Origin of the sequence: Delftia sp. WSY_12 (assembly GCF_043104645.1) — a bacterium.
In the GTDB taxonomy this organism is placed as follows: Bacteria; Pseudomonadota; Gammaproteobacteria; order Burkholderiales; family Burkholderiaceae_C; genus Comamonas; species Comamonas tsuruhatensis.
Window position 1 is genome coordinate 244,938 of sequence record NZ_JBICKW010000024.1, and the last position, 16,762, is coordinate 261,699.

The window sequence follows — 16,762 nt, forward strand, 5'->3', positions numbered from 1 at the left end:
TAAAAACCGAGCCACTGATACCGTTTGAATATCAGGCAGCCTGTGCCTTGGCATGCTGCGCCGCAAAGCCCACGTACCAGTCCAGGCAGCCCGGGTTGGCCATGGCCTCCTTGTTGACCACCTTGTCCAGCGGCTGGCCCAGCATCAGCTTCTTGATGGGCAGCTCCTGCTTCTTGCCGCTGAGCGTGCGCGGGATTTCGGCCACCTGCACGATCTCGTCGGGCACGAAGCGCGGCGACAGGGCCTGGCGGATGGCGTCCTGCAGGCGCGCGCGCAGGGCGTCGTCCAGATCCACGCCCGGGCGCAGCACCACGAACAGCGGCATGTAGCTTTCGCGGCCCAGGTATTCGAGGTCCACGACCATGGAGTCCAGCACTTCGGGCAGGGCCTCGACGGCGCTGTAGATCTCGCTGGTGCCCATGCGCAGGCCGTGGCGGTTGATGGTGGCGTCGCTGCGGCCGTAGATGATGCAGCCGCCGTCCGGGAGGATGCGTATCCAGTCGCCGTGGCGCCAGACCGGGCCCATGGCGGCGGGGCCGTCACCGCCGCCGGGCGCGCGGCCATGGCCGGCCGGGTACATGTCGAAGTAGCTGGACAGGTAGCGCTTGCCGTCCGCATCGCCCCACAGGTACAGAGGCATGGAGGGGATGGGCTGGGTGCAGACCAGCTCGCCCACCTCGTCGATGACGGGCTGGCCCTGCTCGTTCCAGGCCTCCACGGCCGCCCCCAGCTGGCGGCACTGCATGATGCCCGGCTGCTGCGGCAGTTCGCGGTGGCCGCCGATGAAGGCGCCCGCGAAGTCGGTGCCCCCCGAGATGTTGTTCCACCAGATGTCAGGCCGCCCCATGCCTGCGAACTGCGCCGTGCCCCAGCTTTGCACCTCGGGCGACAGGGGCGAGCCCGTGGTGCCCAGGCTGCGGATGCGCGACAGGTCGCCGCACTGGGCCAGGTCCACGCCGGCCTTCATGCAGTTGGCGTAGAAGGCCGCGCCCGAGCCGAAGCTGGTCACGCCGGTCTCGGCCGCGAAGCGCCACAGCACGCCCCAGTCGGGCCTGTCCTTGCTGCCGCCGGGGCTGCCGTCGAAGATCACGCAGGTGGTGCCGCCCAGCAGGCCCGAGACCTGGGCATTCCACATCACCCAGCCCGTGGAGCTGTACCAGTGGTAGCGCTCGCCCCAGCTGTTGGGGCGGTAGCTGCAGCCCACGTCGTTGTGCAGGGCCTTGAGCTGCAGGGCCACCAGCACCATGCCGCCATGGCCGTGGACGATGGGCTTGGGCAGGCCGGTGGTGCCGCTGGAGTAGACGATCCACAGCGGGTGGTCGAAGGGCAGCCATTCGGGCTCGAAGGCCGCCGTGGCCGCGTCGTCGCGGGCCGTGACCTGGCCGTAGTCGGCGGCATCGGCCAGGCTGGCCTGCAGGTCCAGGTTGGGCACAAGGACCACATGCTCCACGCTGGGCAGGCCTGCGCGCAGCTCCGCCAGCACGGCCATGCGGTCGATATCGCGCCCGGCGTAGTGCACGCCATCGACGGCGATCAGCGCCTTGGGCGCGATCTGGCGAAAGCGGTCCAGCACCGCGTTGGTGCCCATGTCGGGCGCGCAAATGCTCCAGACGGCGCCCAGGCTGGCCGTGGCCAGCAGGGCGACCATGGCCTCGGGGATGTTGGGCAGGTAGGCAGCCACGCGGTCGCCGCGGCCCACGCCCTGGGCCTTCAGGTGCAGGGCCAGGGCGGCGACCTGGCGGCGCAGCTCGGGCCAGGACAGTTCGCGGTGGCGGCCCGTCTCGTTGCGGCTGACCACGGCGGGCATGCCGGCCGCATGGGCGGCATCCACATGGCGCAGCGCCTGGCGCGTGTAGTTGATCTGGGCACCCGGAAACCACTGGGCGCCGGGCATGGTGTTGCGCTCCAGCACGGCCGTGTGCGGCGTAGGCGATTGCAGCGCGTTGTAGTCCCAGACGCTTTGCCAGAAGGCGTCCAGGTCGGTCACCGACCAGCGCCACAGCGCGTCGTAGCTGTCGAACTGCAGGCCGTGGCGCTCGCGCAGCCAGTCCTGGTACAGGCGGATCTGGGGGATGAAGGCAGGGGTATGGCTCATGACCGGCCACGGTACGCGCGCGCTGCCCGCGAGCCCAGACGGGAAAGCCATTAGCCTGGCACCTGGGCGACAAAGTCTGCGGGCCGGATCGCGTATCTGCGCACAAACACTGGGAAAAAATTTCCGCTCGCCCCCTCCTGCCAGAAAACAAATGCCTCTAATATCGCGCCAATTTTTTACAAGGAGCGATGCCACATGGGCCTTTTCCAATGGACGGAGAAATCCGCCGACCAGCTGCAACGGGGAGGCGTGATCGGCCCCGATGAGCGCCTGCCCTGGCCCCAGACCGGGCTGATGGGCATACAGCACGTGATCGCCATGTTCGGCTCCACCGTGCTGGCGCCCATCCTCATGGGGTTCGACCCCAACGTGGCCGTGCTCATGAGCGGTATCGGCACGCTGATCTTCTTCCTGATCACGGGCGGCAAGGTGCCCAGCTACCTGGGCTCGTCCTTTGCCTTCATCGGCGTGGTGATCGCAGCCACGGCCTATGGCGGCAAGGGCGCCAACGGCAACATCGGAGTGGCGCTGGGCGGCATCATTGCCTGCGGCGCGGTCTATGCGCTGATCGGCCTGGTGGTGCAGATGGTGGGCACGCGCTGGATCGAGCGCTTCATGCCGCCCGTGGTCACGGGCGCCGTGGTGGCCGTGATCGGGCTGAACCTGGCGGCCATCCCCGTCAAGAACATGGCGGCCAACAACTTCGAGTCGTGGATGCAGGCCCTGACCTTCGTCTGCGTGGGCCTGGTGGCCGTGTTCACGCGCGGCATGGTGCAGCGCCTGCTGATCCTGGTGGGCCTGATCGCCGCCAGCCTGCTGTACGGCCTGTTCACCAATGTGCTGGGCATGGGCAAGCCCGTGGACCTGTCGGGCGTGGCCAATGCCGCCTGGTTCGGCCTGCCCCAGTTCCACGCGCCCGTGTTCAGCGGCCCGGCCATGGTGCTCATCGTGCCCGTGGTCATCATCCTGGTGGCCGAGAACCTGGGCCACATCAAGGCCGTGACCGCCATGACGGGCAAGAACCTGGACCAGTACATGGGCCGGGCCTTCATCGGCGACGGCGTGGCCACCATGGTCAGCGGCGCGGCCGGCGGCACCGGCGTGACCACCTATGCCGAGAACATCGGCGTGATGGCCGCCACGCGCATCTACTCGACGGCCGTGTTCTTCGTGGCCGCCGTCCTGGCCGTGCTGCTGGGCTTCTCGCCCAAGTTCGGCGCGCTGATCCAAGCGATCCCGCTGCCCGTGATGGGCGGCGTGTCCATCGTGGTCTTCGGCCTGATCGCCGTGGCCGGCGCCAAGATCTGGGTGGACAACCGCGTGGACTTCTCGCAGAACAAGAACCTGATCGTGGCGGCCATCACCCTGATCCTGGGCACGGGCGACTTCACGCTCAAGTTCGGCGACTTCGCGCTGGGCGGCATCGGGACCGCGACTTTCGGCGCCATCATCCTGTACGCGCTGCTGGATCACGCACGCGACGATCAGCCACTGATTCGTTGAATGTGAGCACACGCAAACATTCTTTGAGCCTTTGACTGCGCGGCAGGGCCTTTACGGGGAAACCCGAGGGCCGCTGCCAGCGCTGCTACCATCGGTTTCCGGAGATATACCGCCCTTGCGTTCTTGCATGGGGCGGTTTTTTTTAGGCTTGCAAGCCAGCGCTGCGGCACCCTGCCGGCTGGCGCGAGCCGTCAGCCGGAGCCATAGATGTCCCTCGCAGACCGCGTACGTTTCCCAGAATTCCTTTCGCGCACCATGACGGCCGAGCAGGCCGCCGCCCTGATCCCCCACGGCGTCAACGTCGGCATGAGCGGATTCACGGGCGCGGGCTACCCCAAGGCCCTGCCCCAGGCCATCGCCCAGCACGCCAAGAGCGAACACGCGGCCGGCCGGCCCTACAAGATCAATGTCTGGACCGGCGCCTCCACGGCCGCCGAGATGGACGGCGCCCTGGCCGAGGCCGGCGCACTGGGCCAGCGCCTGCCCTTCAACACCGACCCGACCTGCCGCGCCAGGATCAATGCCGGCGAGATCGACTTCATCGACATGCACCTGTCCCACGTGGCCCAGCATGCGTGGTTCGGCTTCCTGGGCCCCATGAGCGTGGCCGTGGTCGAGGTGCTGGGCGTGACCGAGGACGGACGCCTCATCCCCTCCACCGCCGTGGGCAACAACAAGACCTGGCTGGAGATCGCCGACAAGGTGATCCTGGAGGTCAACACCAAGCCGCCGGCCAAGATGGAAGGCATGCACGACATCTACTACGGCACGGCCATCCCGCCGCGCCGCGTGCCCATTGCCCTGACCCATGCCGATGACCGCATCGGCGAGCCCTACCTGCGCGTGGACCCGGCCAAGGTGGTCGCCGTGGTCGAGACCCACAAGGGCGACCGCGACAACGTCTTCGCCCAGCCCGACGCCAACTCCAACCTGATCGCCGCGTCCATCATCGACTTCCTCGCGCACGAGATGAAGATGGGCCGCCTGCCCAAGGAGATGCTGCCCATCCAGTCGGGCGTGGGCAACGTGGCCAACGCCGTGCTGGCCGGCCTGCTGACGGGGCCGTTCGAGAACCTGCTGGGCTTCACCGAGGTCCTGCAGGACGGCATGCTGGACCTGCTGCGCGCAGGCAAGATGAGCCGCGCCTCGGCCACCTCGATCTCGCTGTCCGGCAGCGCCTACAGGGACTTCGAGGAGAACATCGACTTCTACCGCGAGCGCATCATCCTGCGCCCCCAGGAGATCAGCAACCACCCCGAGCTGGTGCGCCGCCTGGGCGTGATCGCCATGAACTCCATGATCGAGGCCGACATCTACGGCAACATCAACTCCACCCACGTCATGGGCACGGGGATGATGAACGGCATCGGCGGCTCGGGCGACTTCGCGCGCAACGGCTACCTGTCCTTCTTCGTCACGCCCTCGGTGGCCAAGGGCGGCAAGATCAGCTGCATCGTGCCCATGTGCTCGCACGTGGACCATACCGAGCACGACACGCAGATCATCGTCACCGAGCAGGGCCTGGCCGACCTGCGCGGCCTGTCGCCGCGCAAGCGCGCCCAGGTCATCATCGACCGCTGCGCCCATCCCGACTTCCGCCCCCAGCTGCAGGACTACTTCGACCGCGCCCAGCGCCAGGGCGCGCTGCACACGCCGCACATCCTGGGCGAAGCGCTGAGCTGGCACCAGCGCTTTGTCGAAACGGGCGACATGCGCGCCTGAACCGCGCAAGCGCGCTAGCGTGCAGTCTCCTGGGCTACAGGCAGCCATCGGCATGGCTGCCTGGACTGGCGTAGCATGCAAGGACGGCCCCCGGCGCCGTCTTTTTCGTTGCACCCACAGGACTTCTCCCATGCCGATCTGGAAGCGCAGCTTCACCCTTGAAGACATCACCTCGCTGAGCGCCGACACGGCCGTCTCGCACCTGGGCATCGAGTTCACCGAGATCGGTGACGACTTCCTGCGCGGCCGCGTGCACGTGGACCAGCGCACCTGCCAGCCCTACGGCATCCTGCACGGCGGCGTGAACGTGGTGCTGGCCGAGACCCTGGGCTCGGTGGCCGCGGCCTGCTCCATCCCCGAGGGCTGGCGCAGCGTGGGCCTGAACGTCTCGGCCAACCATGTGCGCGCCGCGCGCCAGGGCTGGGTCACGGGCACGGCCCGCCCCGTGCACCTGGGCCAGACCACCCATGTCTGGGCCATCGAACTGCATGACGAAACCGGCCGCCTGACCTGCACCTGCAGCCTGACCATGGCGCTGCTGCCGCCCACGCATGCGCAGAACGTCAAGCTCGCGGCGCAGCCGCCGGTGGCGGCCCAGCCCTGACCGCTTGATGGACCGGGAACCGTCTCGGTCACGTTGCTGTTGTCCGTTGTATTTCTTCTTCAGTTATTGATAATTGCCTAATCAATACAACAGACTCCGGCATGCCCGCTCCTGGCTCCGCGCTCGAACAAGCCGTTCTGGCACTGGCCGAACAACGGCCGCTGCTGCGCGCACGCGACCTTGCCGCGCTTGGCCTGCCGACCATGGCGCTGAGCCGGCTGGTCGCGGCAGGCCGCCTTGAACGCGTTGCACGCGGCCTGTACAGCCTGCCGGGCCGGCCGCTCAGCGAGCACCGCTCGCTGGCGGAAGTGGCCCTGCGCGTGCCGCAGGGCGTGGTCTGCCTGCTGTCCGCGCTGCGGGTCCACGGCATAGGAACGCAGGCACCCTTCGAGGTGTGGATGGCCATTCCCCATCACTCGCCCACGCCTCGCATAGACCAGCCTGCGTTGCGCGCCATCCGCATGTCCGGTGCGGCACTGTCCGAAGGCGTGGAAACCCTGCAGATCGATGGCGTCGGTGTCGCCGTCTTCAACGCATCGAAGACCGTGGCCGATTGCTTCAAGTACCGCAACAAGATCGGCCTGGATGTGGCGCTGGAAGCACTGCGCGACGGATGGGCGCAGCGCAAGCTGACGGCCGACGCGCTCTGGCACTACGCCGCCATCGACCGCGTCAGCAATGTGATGCGCCCCTACCTTGAAAGCATCGCCGCATGAGCCGCGATATCGCAGCCTCGATCCGTGCACGTTTGAAGCAATGCGCGGACGCCCGCCGGCAGGACTTCAACCTCACGCTCACCCACTATGGCCTGGAGCGTCTGCTGTACCGCCTGTCCATCTCGCCCCATGCGGATAGCTATCTGCTCAAGGGTGCACTGCTGTTTGCCATCTGGTACGAGCAGCCGCACAGGCCGACCCGCGACGCCGATCTGCTGGGCTTTGGCCTGGACGACGTTGACTCGGCGGTGAGCGCTTTCCGCGAGATCTGCGGGATTGCCGTGGACGACGGCATTGCCTTCGATGCCGCATCGGTGCGTGGAACCGCCATCCGCAAGGAAGCAGGCTATGGCGGAGTACGAATTGACCTGCGCGCCACGCTGGACGGTGCACGCATCACGCTGCAGGTGGACATAGGCTTCGGCGATGCCGTGACACCATCGCCACAAACCATCCGCTACCCCGTGCTGCTCGACGGCCTGCCCGCACCGCAACTGCGCAGCTACCCCAAGTACACCGTGGTGGCCGAAAAACTCCACGCGATATGCCTGCTGGGCATGGCCAATACCCGGATGAAGGACTACTTCGATCTCTGGGTGTTGATGACCGAAGGCACGCTGGACCCTGCCGAACTGCGGCGTGCCACGGCAGCGACCTTCGAGCGCCGCCAACTCGCGCTGCCCGCAGGCCTGCCTGCCGGATTGAGCGATGGTTTCAGCAGCGATGCGGCCAAGCAGGCGCAGTGGGCCGCCTTCCTGAAGAAGAACCGGCTTGAAGCGCTGGAACTGGCCCCTGTCGTGGCAAGGCTGCGAGAGGAATTCCAGCAATGCGGCATCTTCTGATACCGCCTGGAAGTCCTCCGCCCACCACCATCTCAAACCCCCAGCAACTCCGACAGGCGCTCCGGCTGCGCCAGCAGCTCCCGCGAATCGGCCTGCAGCGCCAGCCGGCCCTTGGCCATGACCACGGCGCGGTCGGTGTGGGCCAGGACCTTTTTGTAGTCGCGATCCACGATCAGGGTGGAGATGCCGGTGCTGCGGATGGCGGCGATCACGCGCCAGATTTCGGCGACGACCAGGGGGGCCAGGCCTTCGGTGGCTTCGTCGAGGATGAGCAGGCGCGGGTGCGTCATCAGCGCGCGGCCTATGGACAGCATCTGCTGCTCGCCGCCAGAGAGCTGGTCGCCGCCGTTGGACAAGCGCTCCGCGAGCCGGGGGAAGGTGTCGAGCACGCGCTCCAGCGTCCAGTGGCGCTCTCCCTGCAAGCCGGGCCGGGCGCTCATGACCAGGTTCTCGCGCACGCTGAGATTGGGGAAGATGCCGCGCCCCTCTGGCACATAGCCAATGCCCAGCCGCGCCATGCGTTCGGGCGGCGCGCCCGTGCAGTCGCGGCCATCGGCGCGCAGGCGGCCGCGGCGCGCGGGCACATAGCCCATGAGCGTGCGGATCAGCGTGGTCTTGCCCATGCCGTTGCGCCCCAGCAGGCCCACGGCCTGGCCCGCGCCCAGCGCCAGGCTCACGCCCTGCAGGATGTGGCTGTCGCCGTAGTAGGTATGCAGCTCGTCGATGGCGAACATGGGCTCAGTCATGGTCTTCTCCCAGATACGCAGTACGGACCACGGGATCGACACGGATCTGCGCTGGCGTGCCCGTGGCCACCACGCTGCCATTGACCATCACGGTGATGCGGTCGGCGATGCGGAACACGGCGTCCATGTCGTGCTCGACCAGCAGTACCGCGTGGCCGCGCTTGAGCTCCTGCAGCAGGGCCAGCATGCGCTCGGTCTCCTCGGCGCCCATGCCGGCCAGCGGTTCGTCCAGCAGCAGCACGCGCGGGCCGGTGGCCAGGCACATGGCCACTTCAAGCTGGCGCTTGGCGCCGTGGCTCAGCGTGCCGGCCACGGCCAGCGCCTGCCCGGCCAGGCCCGCACGCTCCAGGGCCGCATGGGCCTGGCGCAGGCTGTCCGCGCAGCGCTGTGCGGACAGGCCCAGCTGCCAGGGCCTGAGCGCCATCTGCGCCTGGGCCGCGAGCCGGCAGTTCTCCAGCGCCGAGAACTCGGGAAAGATGGTGGTGCGCTGGTAGCTGCGGCCCACGCCGGCACGCGCGCGCCGGGGCTGGGGCATGCGCGTGACGTCCTGGCCCGCGAGCGCGATGCGCCCCGCGCTGGCCGCCAGTTCGCCCGAGAGCATGTTGACCAGGGTGGACTTGCCCGCGCCGTTGGTGCCGATCACGGCATGGACCTCGCCCTCGTGCAGGTCCAGGTCCACGCCGCCCACGGCCGTGAGCCCGCCGAAGCGGCGCGTGAGGCCGCGCACCGAAAGCAGTGCCGCATCAGCCATGTCCGGCCTCCTTGTGATGGACCTCGTTGTGCACTCCAGCGCGTTGCCGTGCAAGGCCCGCCAGCCCGATCAGCCCCATCAGTCCTTTCGGCAGCAGGGCCACGAGCACGATGATGGCCAGGCCCAGGCTCAGCTGCCAGTGGTCGGCCATGGGGCCGACGATGGCATGCGTGGACAGCACCTCCTTGAGCGCGATGAAGGCCACCGTGCCCAGCACGGCGCCGCGCAGCGAGCCCAGGCCGCCGAGGATGACCATCAGCAGCACCTCGCCCGAGTGGTGCCAGGACAGCAGCTCGGGGTTGACCACGGCATCGCGCACCGCCAGCAGAAAGCCGGCCACGCCGGCCAGCATGCCGGCCAGCACGAAGGCCGCGAGCTTGTACCCGTAGGTGGTGAAGCCGGCCGCACGCATGCGCTGCTCGTTGACGCGTATGCCCGCCAGCGCCGCGCCGAAGCGCGACTGGCGCAGCCCGGCCAGGAAGGCATAGACCAGCACCAGGGCCGCCAGCACCAGGTAGTACTGCACGCGCGGGATTTCCATGTCGATGGCGCCCAGCGCGGGCCGGGCCATCAGGTAGATGCCATCGCTGCCGCCGCCGATGCCCGTGTCGTGGACCACGAAGTAGGCCATCTGTGCGAAGGCCAGCGTCACCATGATGAAGTAGATGCCGCGCGTGCGCAGGCTCAGCAGGCCCACCAGCAGCGCATAGCCGCCCGAGGCCAGCAGCGCCCAGCCCAGCATGGCCGACAGGCTGCCGCCTTCGTTGCCTGCGGACAGCACGGCGGCATAGGCGCCCAGGCCCATGAAGGCCGCATGCCCCAGGCTCACCAGGCCCGTGCCGCCCACCAGCAGCTGCAGGCTGAGCGCGAAGATGGCCAGGATCATGGTCTTGACCACCAGGCCCGACAGATAGTCCGACCACCAGGGGCCGGCCAGCGCCAGCAGCGCCACGCAGGCCAGCGGCACGGCGCAGGCCTGCCATCGGCAGGCGCGCTGCGGCATCTCTACGGGCTGCACAGGCTGCACAGGCTGCAGGGGCTGCACGGCGGCCGCCAGGAGGGCAGGAGAAGGATTGGATACGGCCATTGTTCAGCTCCTTTGCCCCATCAGGCCCTGGGGCCGCCACACCAGCACCACCGCCATCAGCAGGTAGACGCTCATGCCGCTGAGCTCCTGGAAGAACAGCTTGCCGAAGGTATCGACAAAGCCCACCAGCAGCGAGGCCAGCAGCGCGCCCGTGATCGAGCCGATCCCGCCGATCACCACCACCACGAAGCAGATGATGAGCACGTTGCCGCCCATGCCCGGATAGACCGAACTCATGGGCGCGGCGATCATGCCCGCCAGTGCCGCCAGCGCCACGCCGATGGCGAAGACGATGCGGTACAGGCGCTTCACATCGATGCCCAGGCCGCGCACCATGTCGCGGTTGCTGGCGCCCGCGCGCACCATCATTCCCAGGCGCGTGCGGTTGACCACCCAGTACAGCGCCAGCGCCACCAGCAGGCACACGCCCGAGGCGAACAGCCGGTACCACGGATAGCTCATGAGCCCGCCCAGCGAGAAGCTGCCCGACAGCCAGCCGGGCAGCGGCACGCCATGCACGTCGTTGCCCGCCAGCAGCGAGCGCAGCTCCTCGAACACCAGGATCAGCCCGAAGGTCATCAGCACCTGCTGCAGGTGCTCGCGCTCGTAGAGGTAGCTGAAGAAGGCCCACTCCAGCGCATAGCCCAGCACCACGGTCAGCGCCACGCCCGCCAGCAGCATGGTGATGAAGTGCTGGCCCAGCAGCGGGGACAGCGCAAAGGCCATGTAGGCGCCGATCATGTAGAAGCTGCCATGGGCCAGGTTGATCACGCCCATGATCCCGAAGATCAGCGTCAGGCCGGAGGCCAGCAGGAACAGCAGCAGCCCGTACTGGACGGCGTTCAGGCACTGCACGAGAAAGGTGGCAAGGTCCATGGCGATGTCCGTATGCGTGCGTATTCGTCCGTATGAGTGCGCCCCGCGCCTCACATGCGGCAGCCGCGGCCGGTATCGCCCAGGGCCTTGATGGCCACGCCCATGCGCTGGTTCTCCTTGCCCACGACCTTGCGCAGGTACATGTCCTGCACGGGGTTGTGCGACTTGCTGATGGTGAAGTCGCCGCGCGGGCTGGGGATGGTGGCCTTCTCGAGGGCCTGGCGGAACTCGGCCTTCTTCGCGATGTCGCCGCCCGCCGCCTTCAGGCCTACGCCCAGCATCTGGGCGGCGTCGTAGCCCTGCACGGCATACACATCGGGCATCAGCTTGTAGGCCTGGGCATAGGCGGAGCGAAAGCGCCGGTCGCGCTCCGTGCCCAGCTCGTCGGCGTAGTGCAGCGTGGTCAGCACGCCCTGGGCGGCCTCGCCCTGGGCCTCCAGCGTGCCGTCGGTCAGAAAGCCCGAGCCGTACAGCGGGATGGTCTTGTGCAGGCCGGCCGCGTGGTAGTCCTTGACGAACTTGACGGCGCCCGCGCCCGCGAAGAAGGCAAACACCGCATCGGGCCTGGCAGCCGCGATCTCGGTCAGCAGGGCCTGGAACTCCACGTTGGGAAAGGGCACGGTGAGCTGCTTGCTGACCTTGCCGCCCTCCTTCTCGAAGCCTTCCTTGAAGGCATTGGTCATCTCCTCGCCGGCCGCGTATTTCCAGGTGATGGTCATGGCGGTTTTCCTGCCTTCCTGCCTGGCCGCCACCACGCCCATGGGATAGGAGGACTGCCAGTTGGAGAAGGACGAACGGAAGATGTTGGGCGCGCACATGGCGCCCGTGACCGCATCGGCGCCCGCATTGGGCACGATGAGCACGGTGCCGCTTTCCTTGGCCGCGCGCGCCATGGCCATGGCCACGCCCGAATGCACGGTGCCCACCAGCACATCGACCTTGTCGCGCTTGATCAGGCGGTTGACGTTGTCCGTGGCCTTGGCCGGATCGGACTCGTCATCGACCTTGAAGAACTCGATCTCGCGCCCGCCCAGCCTGCCGCTCTGCTCGTTCACGAACATGCGAAAGCCGTTTTCTATGGCCGAGCCCAGTGCCGCATAGGTGCCGCTGTAGGGCAGCATGAAGCCGACCTTGATCCTGTCCTGCGCATATGCGCCGCAGGACAGGGAGGCCGTCAGGGCGAGGGCTGCCCAGTGTTTGCGATCGGTGTTCATGCGTGTCTCCTTGTGGTCGATGGGTCTTGCTTTTGTCAGGGGAATCGGAAGGGGCTGTTCAGCCGACGCTGGCCTCGCGTTCACGCAGGCGAAAGCGCTGGATCTTTCCGGTGGCGGTCTTGGGAAGTTCGTCCACGAACTCGATGAAGCGCGGGTACTTGTAGGCGGCCAGGCGCTGCTTCACGAAGGCCTTGAGTTCGGCCTCGGTGGCGCTGCAGCCGTCCTTGAGCACGACGAAGGACTTGGTCTTGAGCAGGCCGTCGGCGTCGGTCTTGCCGATCACGGCGGCCTCCAGCACGGCCGGGTGCTGCATCAGCGTGGCCTCGACCTCGAAGGGCGAGACATAGATGCCGCTGACCTTGAGCATGTCGTCGCTGCGCCCGGCATAGGTGTAGTAGCCATCGGCGTCGCGCACGTACTTGTCGCCGCTTTTGAGCCAGCCGCCCTGGAAGGTCTCGCGCGTCTTGTCGCGGTTGCCCCAGTACATGAGGGCGGCGCTGGGGCCCTGGATGAACAGGTCGCCCACCTCGCCATCGGCCACGGGGCGGCCGTCCTCGCCGCGCAGCTCCACGCGATAGCCGTCCACGGGCTTGCCCGTGGTGCCGTAGCGGATGTCGCCGGGCCGGTTGGACAGGAAGATGTGCAGCATCTCGGTGGAGCCGATGCCGTCCACGATGTCGGCGCCGAAATGCGCCTTGAAGCGCTGGGCGATCTCGGCCGGCAGCGCCTCGCCGGCCGAGGAGCACATGCGCAGGCTGACCTGCTCGCGCGCGGGCAGCAGCGGCGAGGCCAGCATGCCCGCAAAGCCCGTGGGCGCGCCGAAGAACACCGTGGGCCGGTGCTGCACCCAGCGCGCGAAGGTGACCTCGGGCGTGGGCCGCTCGGCCATCAGCAGCACGGTGGCGCCCACGCTCAGCGGAAAGCTCAGGGCATTGCCCAGGCCGTAGGCGAAGTAGAGCTTGGCGGCGGAAAAGCAGATGTCGCCCTCGCCCAGGCCCAGCACCGGGCCGCCATAGAGTTCGGCCGTCCAGTACGGATTGGCATGCGTGTGGACCGCGCCCTTGGGCTTGCCCGTGGAGCCCGAGGAATACAGCCAGAAGCCCGGGTCATCGCCCAGCGTGGGCGCCGGTGCGGGCAGCGGCGGCTGCGCCGCCAGCCAGGGCTGCATCGGCGCAAAGCCTGCGGCGCGCGCCGCCGCCTCATCGCCGGCCACCCAGACATGGCGCACCTCGTTGGGCGCCCGGTCCAGCGCCTGGCGCAGCAGGGGCAGCAGCGCATCGCAGGTCAGCACGGCCTGGGCGCGGCTGTGGCCCAGCATGTAGGCGTAGTCGTCGGCCGTGAGCAAGGTGTTCACCGCCACCGGCACCACGCCCGCATACAGCGCGCCCAGAAAGGCCACGGCCCATTCATGGCGGTCGTGCATGAGCAGCAGCACGCGCTCCTCGCGGTGGATGCCTGCCGCCAGCAGGCCGCTGGCCATGCGCTGCGCCTGCTGCTGCAGCTGGCCGTAGCTCAGCGTGCCGTGGTCGTCGATGTAGGCGATCTTGCCGGGCCGCCCCTCATTGAGCGCGAACAGGTGCGCGGCGAAATTGAAGGGCTGGGTGAAGTCGATCATCGGGGTCTCCTTCGACATCGGGCATCCGGCCCGACTTGTGATCTTCCGCACAACATGCAATATTGTGCGTGCATCAGAAAGATAGTTAGAACACCATCGAGCGTCAAGCACTATATTGCATGGCTGGTGTTAACCCCGACTGTTTATCATTCACGCCCTCTTCAAGGAAACTCTATGGACCAGTTCGAGACGGCAGCCCAGTCCGCCGGGGCGGCGGATTCCCTCTCAGAAGCCCCCAGGAACCAGGTGCTGCAGGCGCTGGGCGAGCGTGTGCGCAGCCTGCGCTCGCGCCGGGGCATGACGCGGCGCGCCCTGGCGGCGGCGGCCGATGTCTCGGAGCGCCACCTGGCCAACCTCGAATACGGCACGGGCAATGTGTCGGTGCTGGTCCTGCACCATATTGCACAGGCCCTGCAATGCTCCATGGCCGAGCTGCTGGGCGACGTGACCACCACCAGCGCCGAATGGCTGCTGATCCGCGAACTGCTGGAAGGCCGCAATGAAGAGGACCTGCGCCGCGTGCGCCTGGCCGCGGGCGAGCTGCTGGGCACGGCGCCCAGCGACCGCCAGCGCCACACGCGCATCGCCCTGATCGGCCTGCGCGGCGCGGGCAAGTCCACGCTGGGCCGCATGCTGGCCGAGCAGCTGGGCGTGCCCTTCCTCGAACTCAACCAGGAAATCGAGCGCATTGCGGGCTGCAGCGTGCGCGCCATCCACGACCTGTACGGTGCCAACGCCTACCGCCGCTACGAGCGCCGCGCGCTGGAGGAAGCCGTGCAGATCTACAGCGACGTGGTCATCGCCACGCCGGGCGGCATCGTCTCCGACCCGGCCACCTTCAACGAGCTGCTGTCGCACTGCACCACGGTCTGGCTCAAGGCCCAGCCCGAGGAGCACATGGCCCGCGTCGTGGCCCAGGGCGACACCCGCCCCATGGCCGCCAATCCCGAGGCCATGGACGATCTGCGCAGCATCCTCGAAGGCCGCGCCGGCTTCTATGCCAAGGCCGACCATGTGGTGGATACCAGCGGCCAGACGCTGGAGCAGAGCTTCGATCAGTTGAAGGCACTGTTCCTGCCCGCACGCTGAGACGGCGGCAGCAACCCACGGCATCCAGGCCCCAGGCCTGGATTTTTTTCGCCTGTGCTGGCTGGTGTTTACCCTGGATATGGCCAAAACACGCACTATCGTGCGTGTTGTTGCGTGCATTTTCCGAATGAATCTGCATAATTGTGCCTGCACCGTATCTGCGACTGCACTATTTTTCATCCAGGAGGCCGTCCATGCACCCGTCCAGCCCCACTGTCGATTACCGCACCGAGCCCGCCCAGTACCGCCACTGGTCGTTCACCGTCGAGGGCGCCATCGCCCGCATGCAGCTGAACATCGCCGAGGACGGCGGCATACGGCCCGGCTACAAGCTCAAGCTCAACAGCTACGACCTGGGCGTGGACATCGAGCTGCACGACGCGCTCAACCGCATCCGCTTCGAGCATCCGCAGGTGCGCACCGTCATCGTCACCAGCGGGCGCGACCGCATCTTCTGCTCGGGCGCCAACATCTTCATGCTGGGCGTGTCCAGCCATGCCTGGAAGGTGAACTTCTGCAAGTTCACGAACGAGACGCGCAACGGCATCGAGGACAGCTCGCGCCACTCGGGCCTGAAGTTCCTGGCCGCCGTCAACGGCGCCTGCGCGGGCGGCGGCTACGAGCTGGCCCTGGCCTGCGACGACATCGTGCTGATCGACGACCGCTCCTCCTCCGTCTCCCTGCCCGAGGTGCCGCTGCTGGGCGTGCTGCCCGGCACGGGCGGCCTCACGCGCGTGACCGACAAGCGCCATGTGCGCCATGACCTGGCCGACATCTTCTGCACCAGCGTCGAAGGCGTGCGCGGCCAGCGCGCCGTGGACTGGCGCCTGGTCGATGCCGTGGCCAAGCCCGCGCAGTTCGAGGCCGTGGTGGCCGAACGCGCGCAGCGCCTGGCCGAAGGCAGCACGCGCCCCGCCAATGCGCAGGGCATCACGCTCACGCGCCTGGAGCGCGAGGCCACGGACGACGCGCTGCACTACCGCCATGTCAGCGTGCAGATCGACCGCGCGCGCCGCAGCGCCACGCTGACCGTGAAGGCGCCCACGCTTGGGCAGGGTCCGCAGCCCGCCACCCTCGAAGCCATCGAGCAGGCCGGCGACGCCTGGTGGCCGCTGGCCATGGGCCGCGAGCTGGACGACGCCATCCTGCACCTGCGCACCAACGAGCTGGACGTGGGCACCTGGCTGCTCAAGACCGAAGGCGATGCCGCCGCCGTGCTGGCCGCAGACGCAGCCCTGCTGGCCCACCAGGACCACTGGCTGGCGCGCGAGACGCTGGGCCTGCTGCGCCGCAGCTTTGCGCGGCTGGATGTGTCCTCGCGCACGCTGTTCGCGCTGATCGAGCCCGGCTCCTGCTTCGTGGGCATGCTGGCCGAGCTGGCATTCGCGGCCGATCGCGCCTACATGCTGGTGCTGCCCGATGACACCGAGCGCGCCCCGCGCATCCAGCTGGACGAGTTCAATTTCGGCCTGCTGCCCCTGGTCAACGACCAGTCGCGCCTGCAGCGCCGCTTCTACGAGGAGGCCGCACCGCTGGAGGCCGCGCGCGCCGCCACGGGCCGCGCGCTGGACGGCGACCAGGCCCTGGCCCTGGGCCTGGTCACGGCCGCGCCCGACGACATCGACTGGGACGACGAGATCCGCATCGCCATGGAAGAGCGCGCCGCCATGTCGCCCGATGCGCTCACGGGCCTGGAGGCCAACCTGCGCTTTGCCAGCCGCGAGAACATGGTCACGCGCATCTTCGGGCGCCTGTCGGCCTGGCAGAACTGGATCTTCAACCGCCCCAATGCCGTGGGCGACAAGGGCGCTCTCAAGCTCTACGGCACGGGCCAGAAGGCCGGCTTCGACTTCAACCGCGTCTGACCGCAGGCACGCCCCGAAACATCCACGGAGACCCCAC

14 protein-coding genes are annotated in these 16,762 nt (G+C 67.9%); 7 read left to right on the forward strand and 7 right to left on the reverse strand.

Translation table 11 applies throughout. The features are described from left to right. Window positions 1-31: 31 nt before the first annotated feature. A complete protein-coding gene (locus ACF8LI_RS16050) occupies window positions 32-2,095 on the reverse strand; it encodes an acetoacetate--CoA ligase (protein WP_392413324.1) in 2,064 nt (687 codons plus the stop codon). A gap of 195 nt (window positions 2,096-2,290) precedes the next feature. Here ACF8LI_RS16050 and ACF8LI_RS16055 point away from each other — a divergent pair, with 195 nt between their 5' ends. From ACF8LI_RS16055 to ACF8LI_RS16075, 5 genes are all read left to right on the forward strand, one after another. Beyond that, window positions 2,291-3,598, forward strand: coding sequence for a solute carrier family 23 protein (locus ACF8LI_RS16055; RefSeq protein WP_392413326.1), 1,308 nt, complete (start codon window positions 2,291-2,293; stop codon window positions 3,596-3,598). Between the two features lie 207 nt (window positions 3,599-3,805). Beyond that, on the forward strand, window positions 3,806-5,320 hold the full coding sequence (locus ACF8LI_RS16060; protein ID WP_012202025.1) for an acetyl-CoA hydrolase/transferase family protein: 1,515 nt from the start codon (window positions 3,806-3,808) through the stop codon (window positions 5,318-5,320). A gap of 130 nt (window positions 5,321-5,450) precedes the next feature. Continuing rightward, entirely contained in the window at window positions 5,451-5,924 is a 474-nt protein-coding gene (locus tag ACF8LI_RS16065) for a hotdog fold thioesterase (RefSeq protein WP_012202024.1), read from the forward strand. Between the two features lie 101 nt (window positions 5,925-6,025). Continuing rightward, window positions 6,026-6,640 carry a type IV toxin-antitoxin system AbiEi family antitoxin domain-containing protein gene (locus tag ACF8LI_RS16070; RefSeq protein ID WP_016447321.1) on the forward strand — a complete coding sequence of 205 codons (615 nt, stop codon included), beginning with the start codon at window positions 6,026-6,028 and terminating at the stop codon, window positions 6,638-6,640. Beyond that, a complete protein-coding gene (locus ACF8LI_RS16075; RefSeq protein WP_392413328.1) occupies window positions 6,637-7,482 on the forward strand; it encodes a nucleotidyl transferase AbiEii/AbiGii toxin family protein in 846 nt (281 codons plus the stop codon). Before ACF8LI_RS16070 ends, ACF8LI_RS16075 begins: the two co-directional genes overlap by 4 nt. A gap of 32 nt (window positions 7,483-7,514) precedes the next feature. On the opposite strand, the gene ACF8LI_RS16080 is transcribed toward ACF8LI_RS16075, so the two are convergent. From ACF8LI_RS16080 to ACF8LI_RS16105, 6 genes are read right to left on the reverse strand one after another with little or no spacing between them, the layout of a single operon-like run. Continuing rightward, window positions 7,515-8,228: an ABC transporter ATP-binding protein gene (locus ACF8LI_RS16080; RefSeq protein ID WP_392413329.1), complete on the reverse strand. Its 714-nt coding sequence runs from the start codon at window positions 8,226-8,228 to the stop codon at window positions 7,515-7,517. Beyond that, a complete protein-coding gene (locus tag ACF8LI_RS16085) occupies window positions 8,221-8,979 on the reverse strand; it encodes an ABC transporter ATP-binding protein (protein WP_126311553.1) in 759 nt (252 codons plus the stop codon). Before ACF8LI_RS16085 ends, ACF8LI_RS16080 begins: the two co-directional genes overlap by 8 nt. Next, window positions 8,972-10,066, reverse strand: coding sequence for a branched-chain amino acid ABC transporter permease (locus ACF8LI_RS16090; RefSeq protein ID WP_392413332.1), 1,095 nt, complete (start codon window positions 10,064-10,066; stop codon window positions 8,972-8,974). The genes ACF8LI_RS16085 and ACF8LI_RS16090 overlap by 8 nt, the downstream gene beginning before the upstream one ends. 3 nt (window positions 10,067-10,069) lie before the next feature. After that, entirely contained in the window at window positions 10,070-10,942 is an 873-nt protein-coding gene (locus tag ACF8LI_RS16095; protein WP_013799989.1) for a branched-chain amino acid ABC transporter permease, read from the reverse strand. Window positions 10,943-10,992: 50 nt separating this feature from the next. Further along, complete coding sequence (locus ACF8LI_RS16100; RefSeq protein WP_392413333.1) at window positions 10,993-12,156, reverse strand: ABC transporter substrate-binding protein; 1,164 nt, start codon at window positions 12,154-12,156, stop codon at window positions 10,993-10,995. Between the two features lie 58 nt (window positions 12,157-12,214). Further along, window positions 12,215-13,771, reverse strand: a complete 1,557-nt coding sequence (locus ACF8LI_RS16105; protein WP_392413334.1) for a benzoate-CoA ligase family protein — start codon at window positions 13,769-13,771, stop codon at window positions 12,215-12,217. Between the two features lie 174 nt (window positions 13,772-13,945). On the opposite strand from ACF8LI_RS16105, the gene ACF8LI_RS16110 reads away from it, so the two are divergent. Then, a complete protein-coding gene (locus ACF8LI_RS16110; RefSeq protein WP_012202015.1) occupies window positions 13,946-14,860 on the forward strand; it encodes a helix-turn-helix transcriptional regulator in 915 nt (304 codons plus the stop codon). A gap of 194 nt (window positions 14,861-15,054) precedes the next feature. Next, window positions 15,055-16,725, forward strand: a complete 1,671-nt coding sequence (gene boxC, locus ACF8LI_RS16115) for a 2,3-epoxybenzoyl-CoA dihydrolase (protein ID WP_278534300.1) — start codon at window positions 15,055-15,057, stop codon at window positions 16,723-16,725. The last annotated feature ends 37 nt before the right edge of the window (window positions 16,726-16,762 follow it).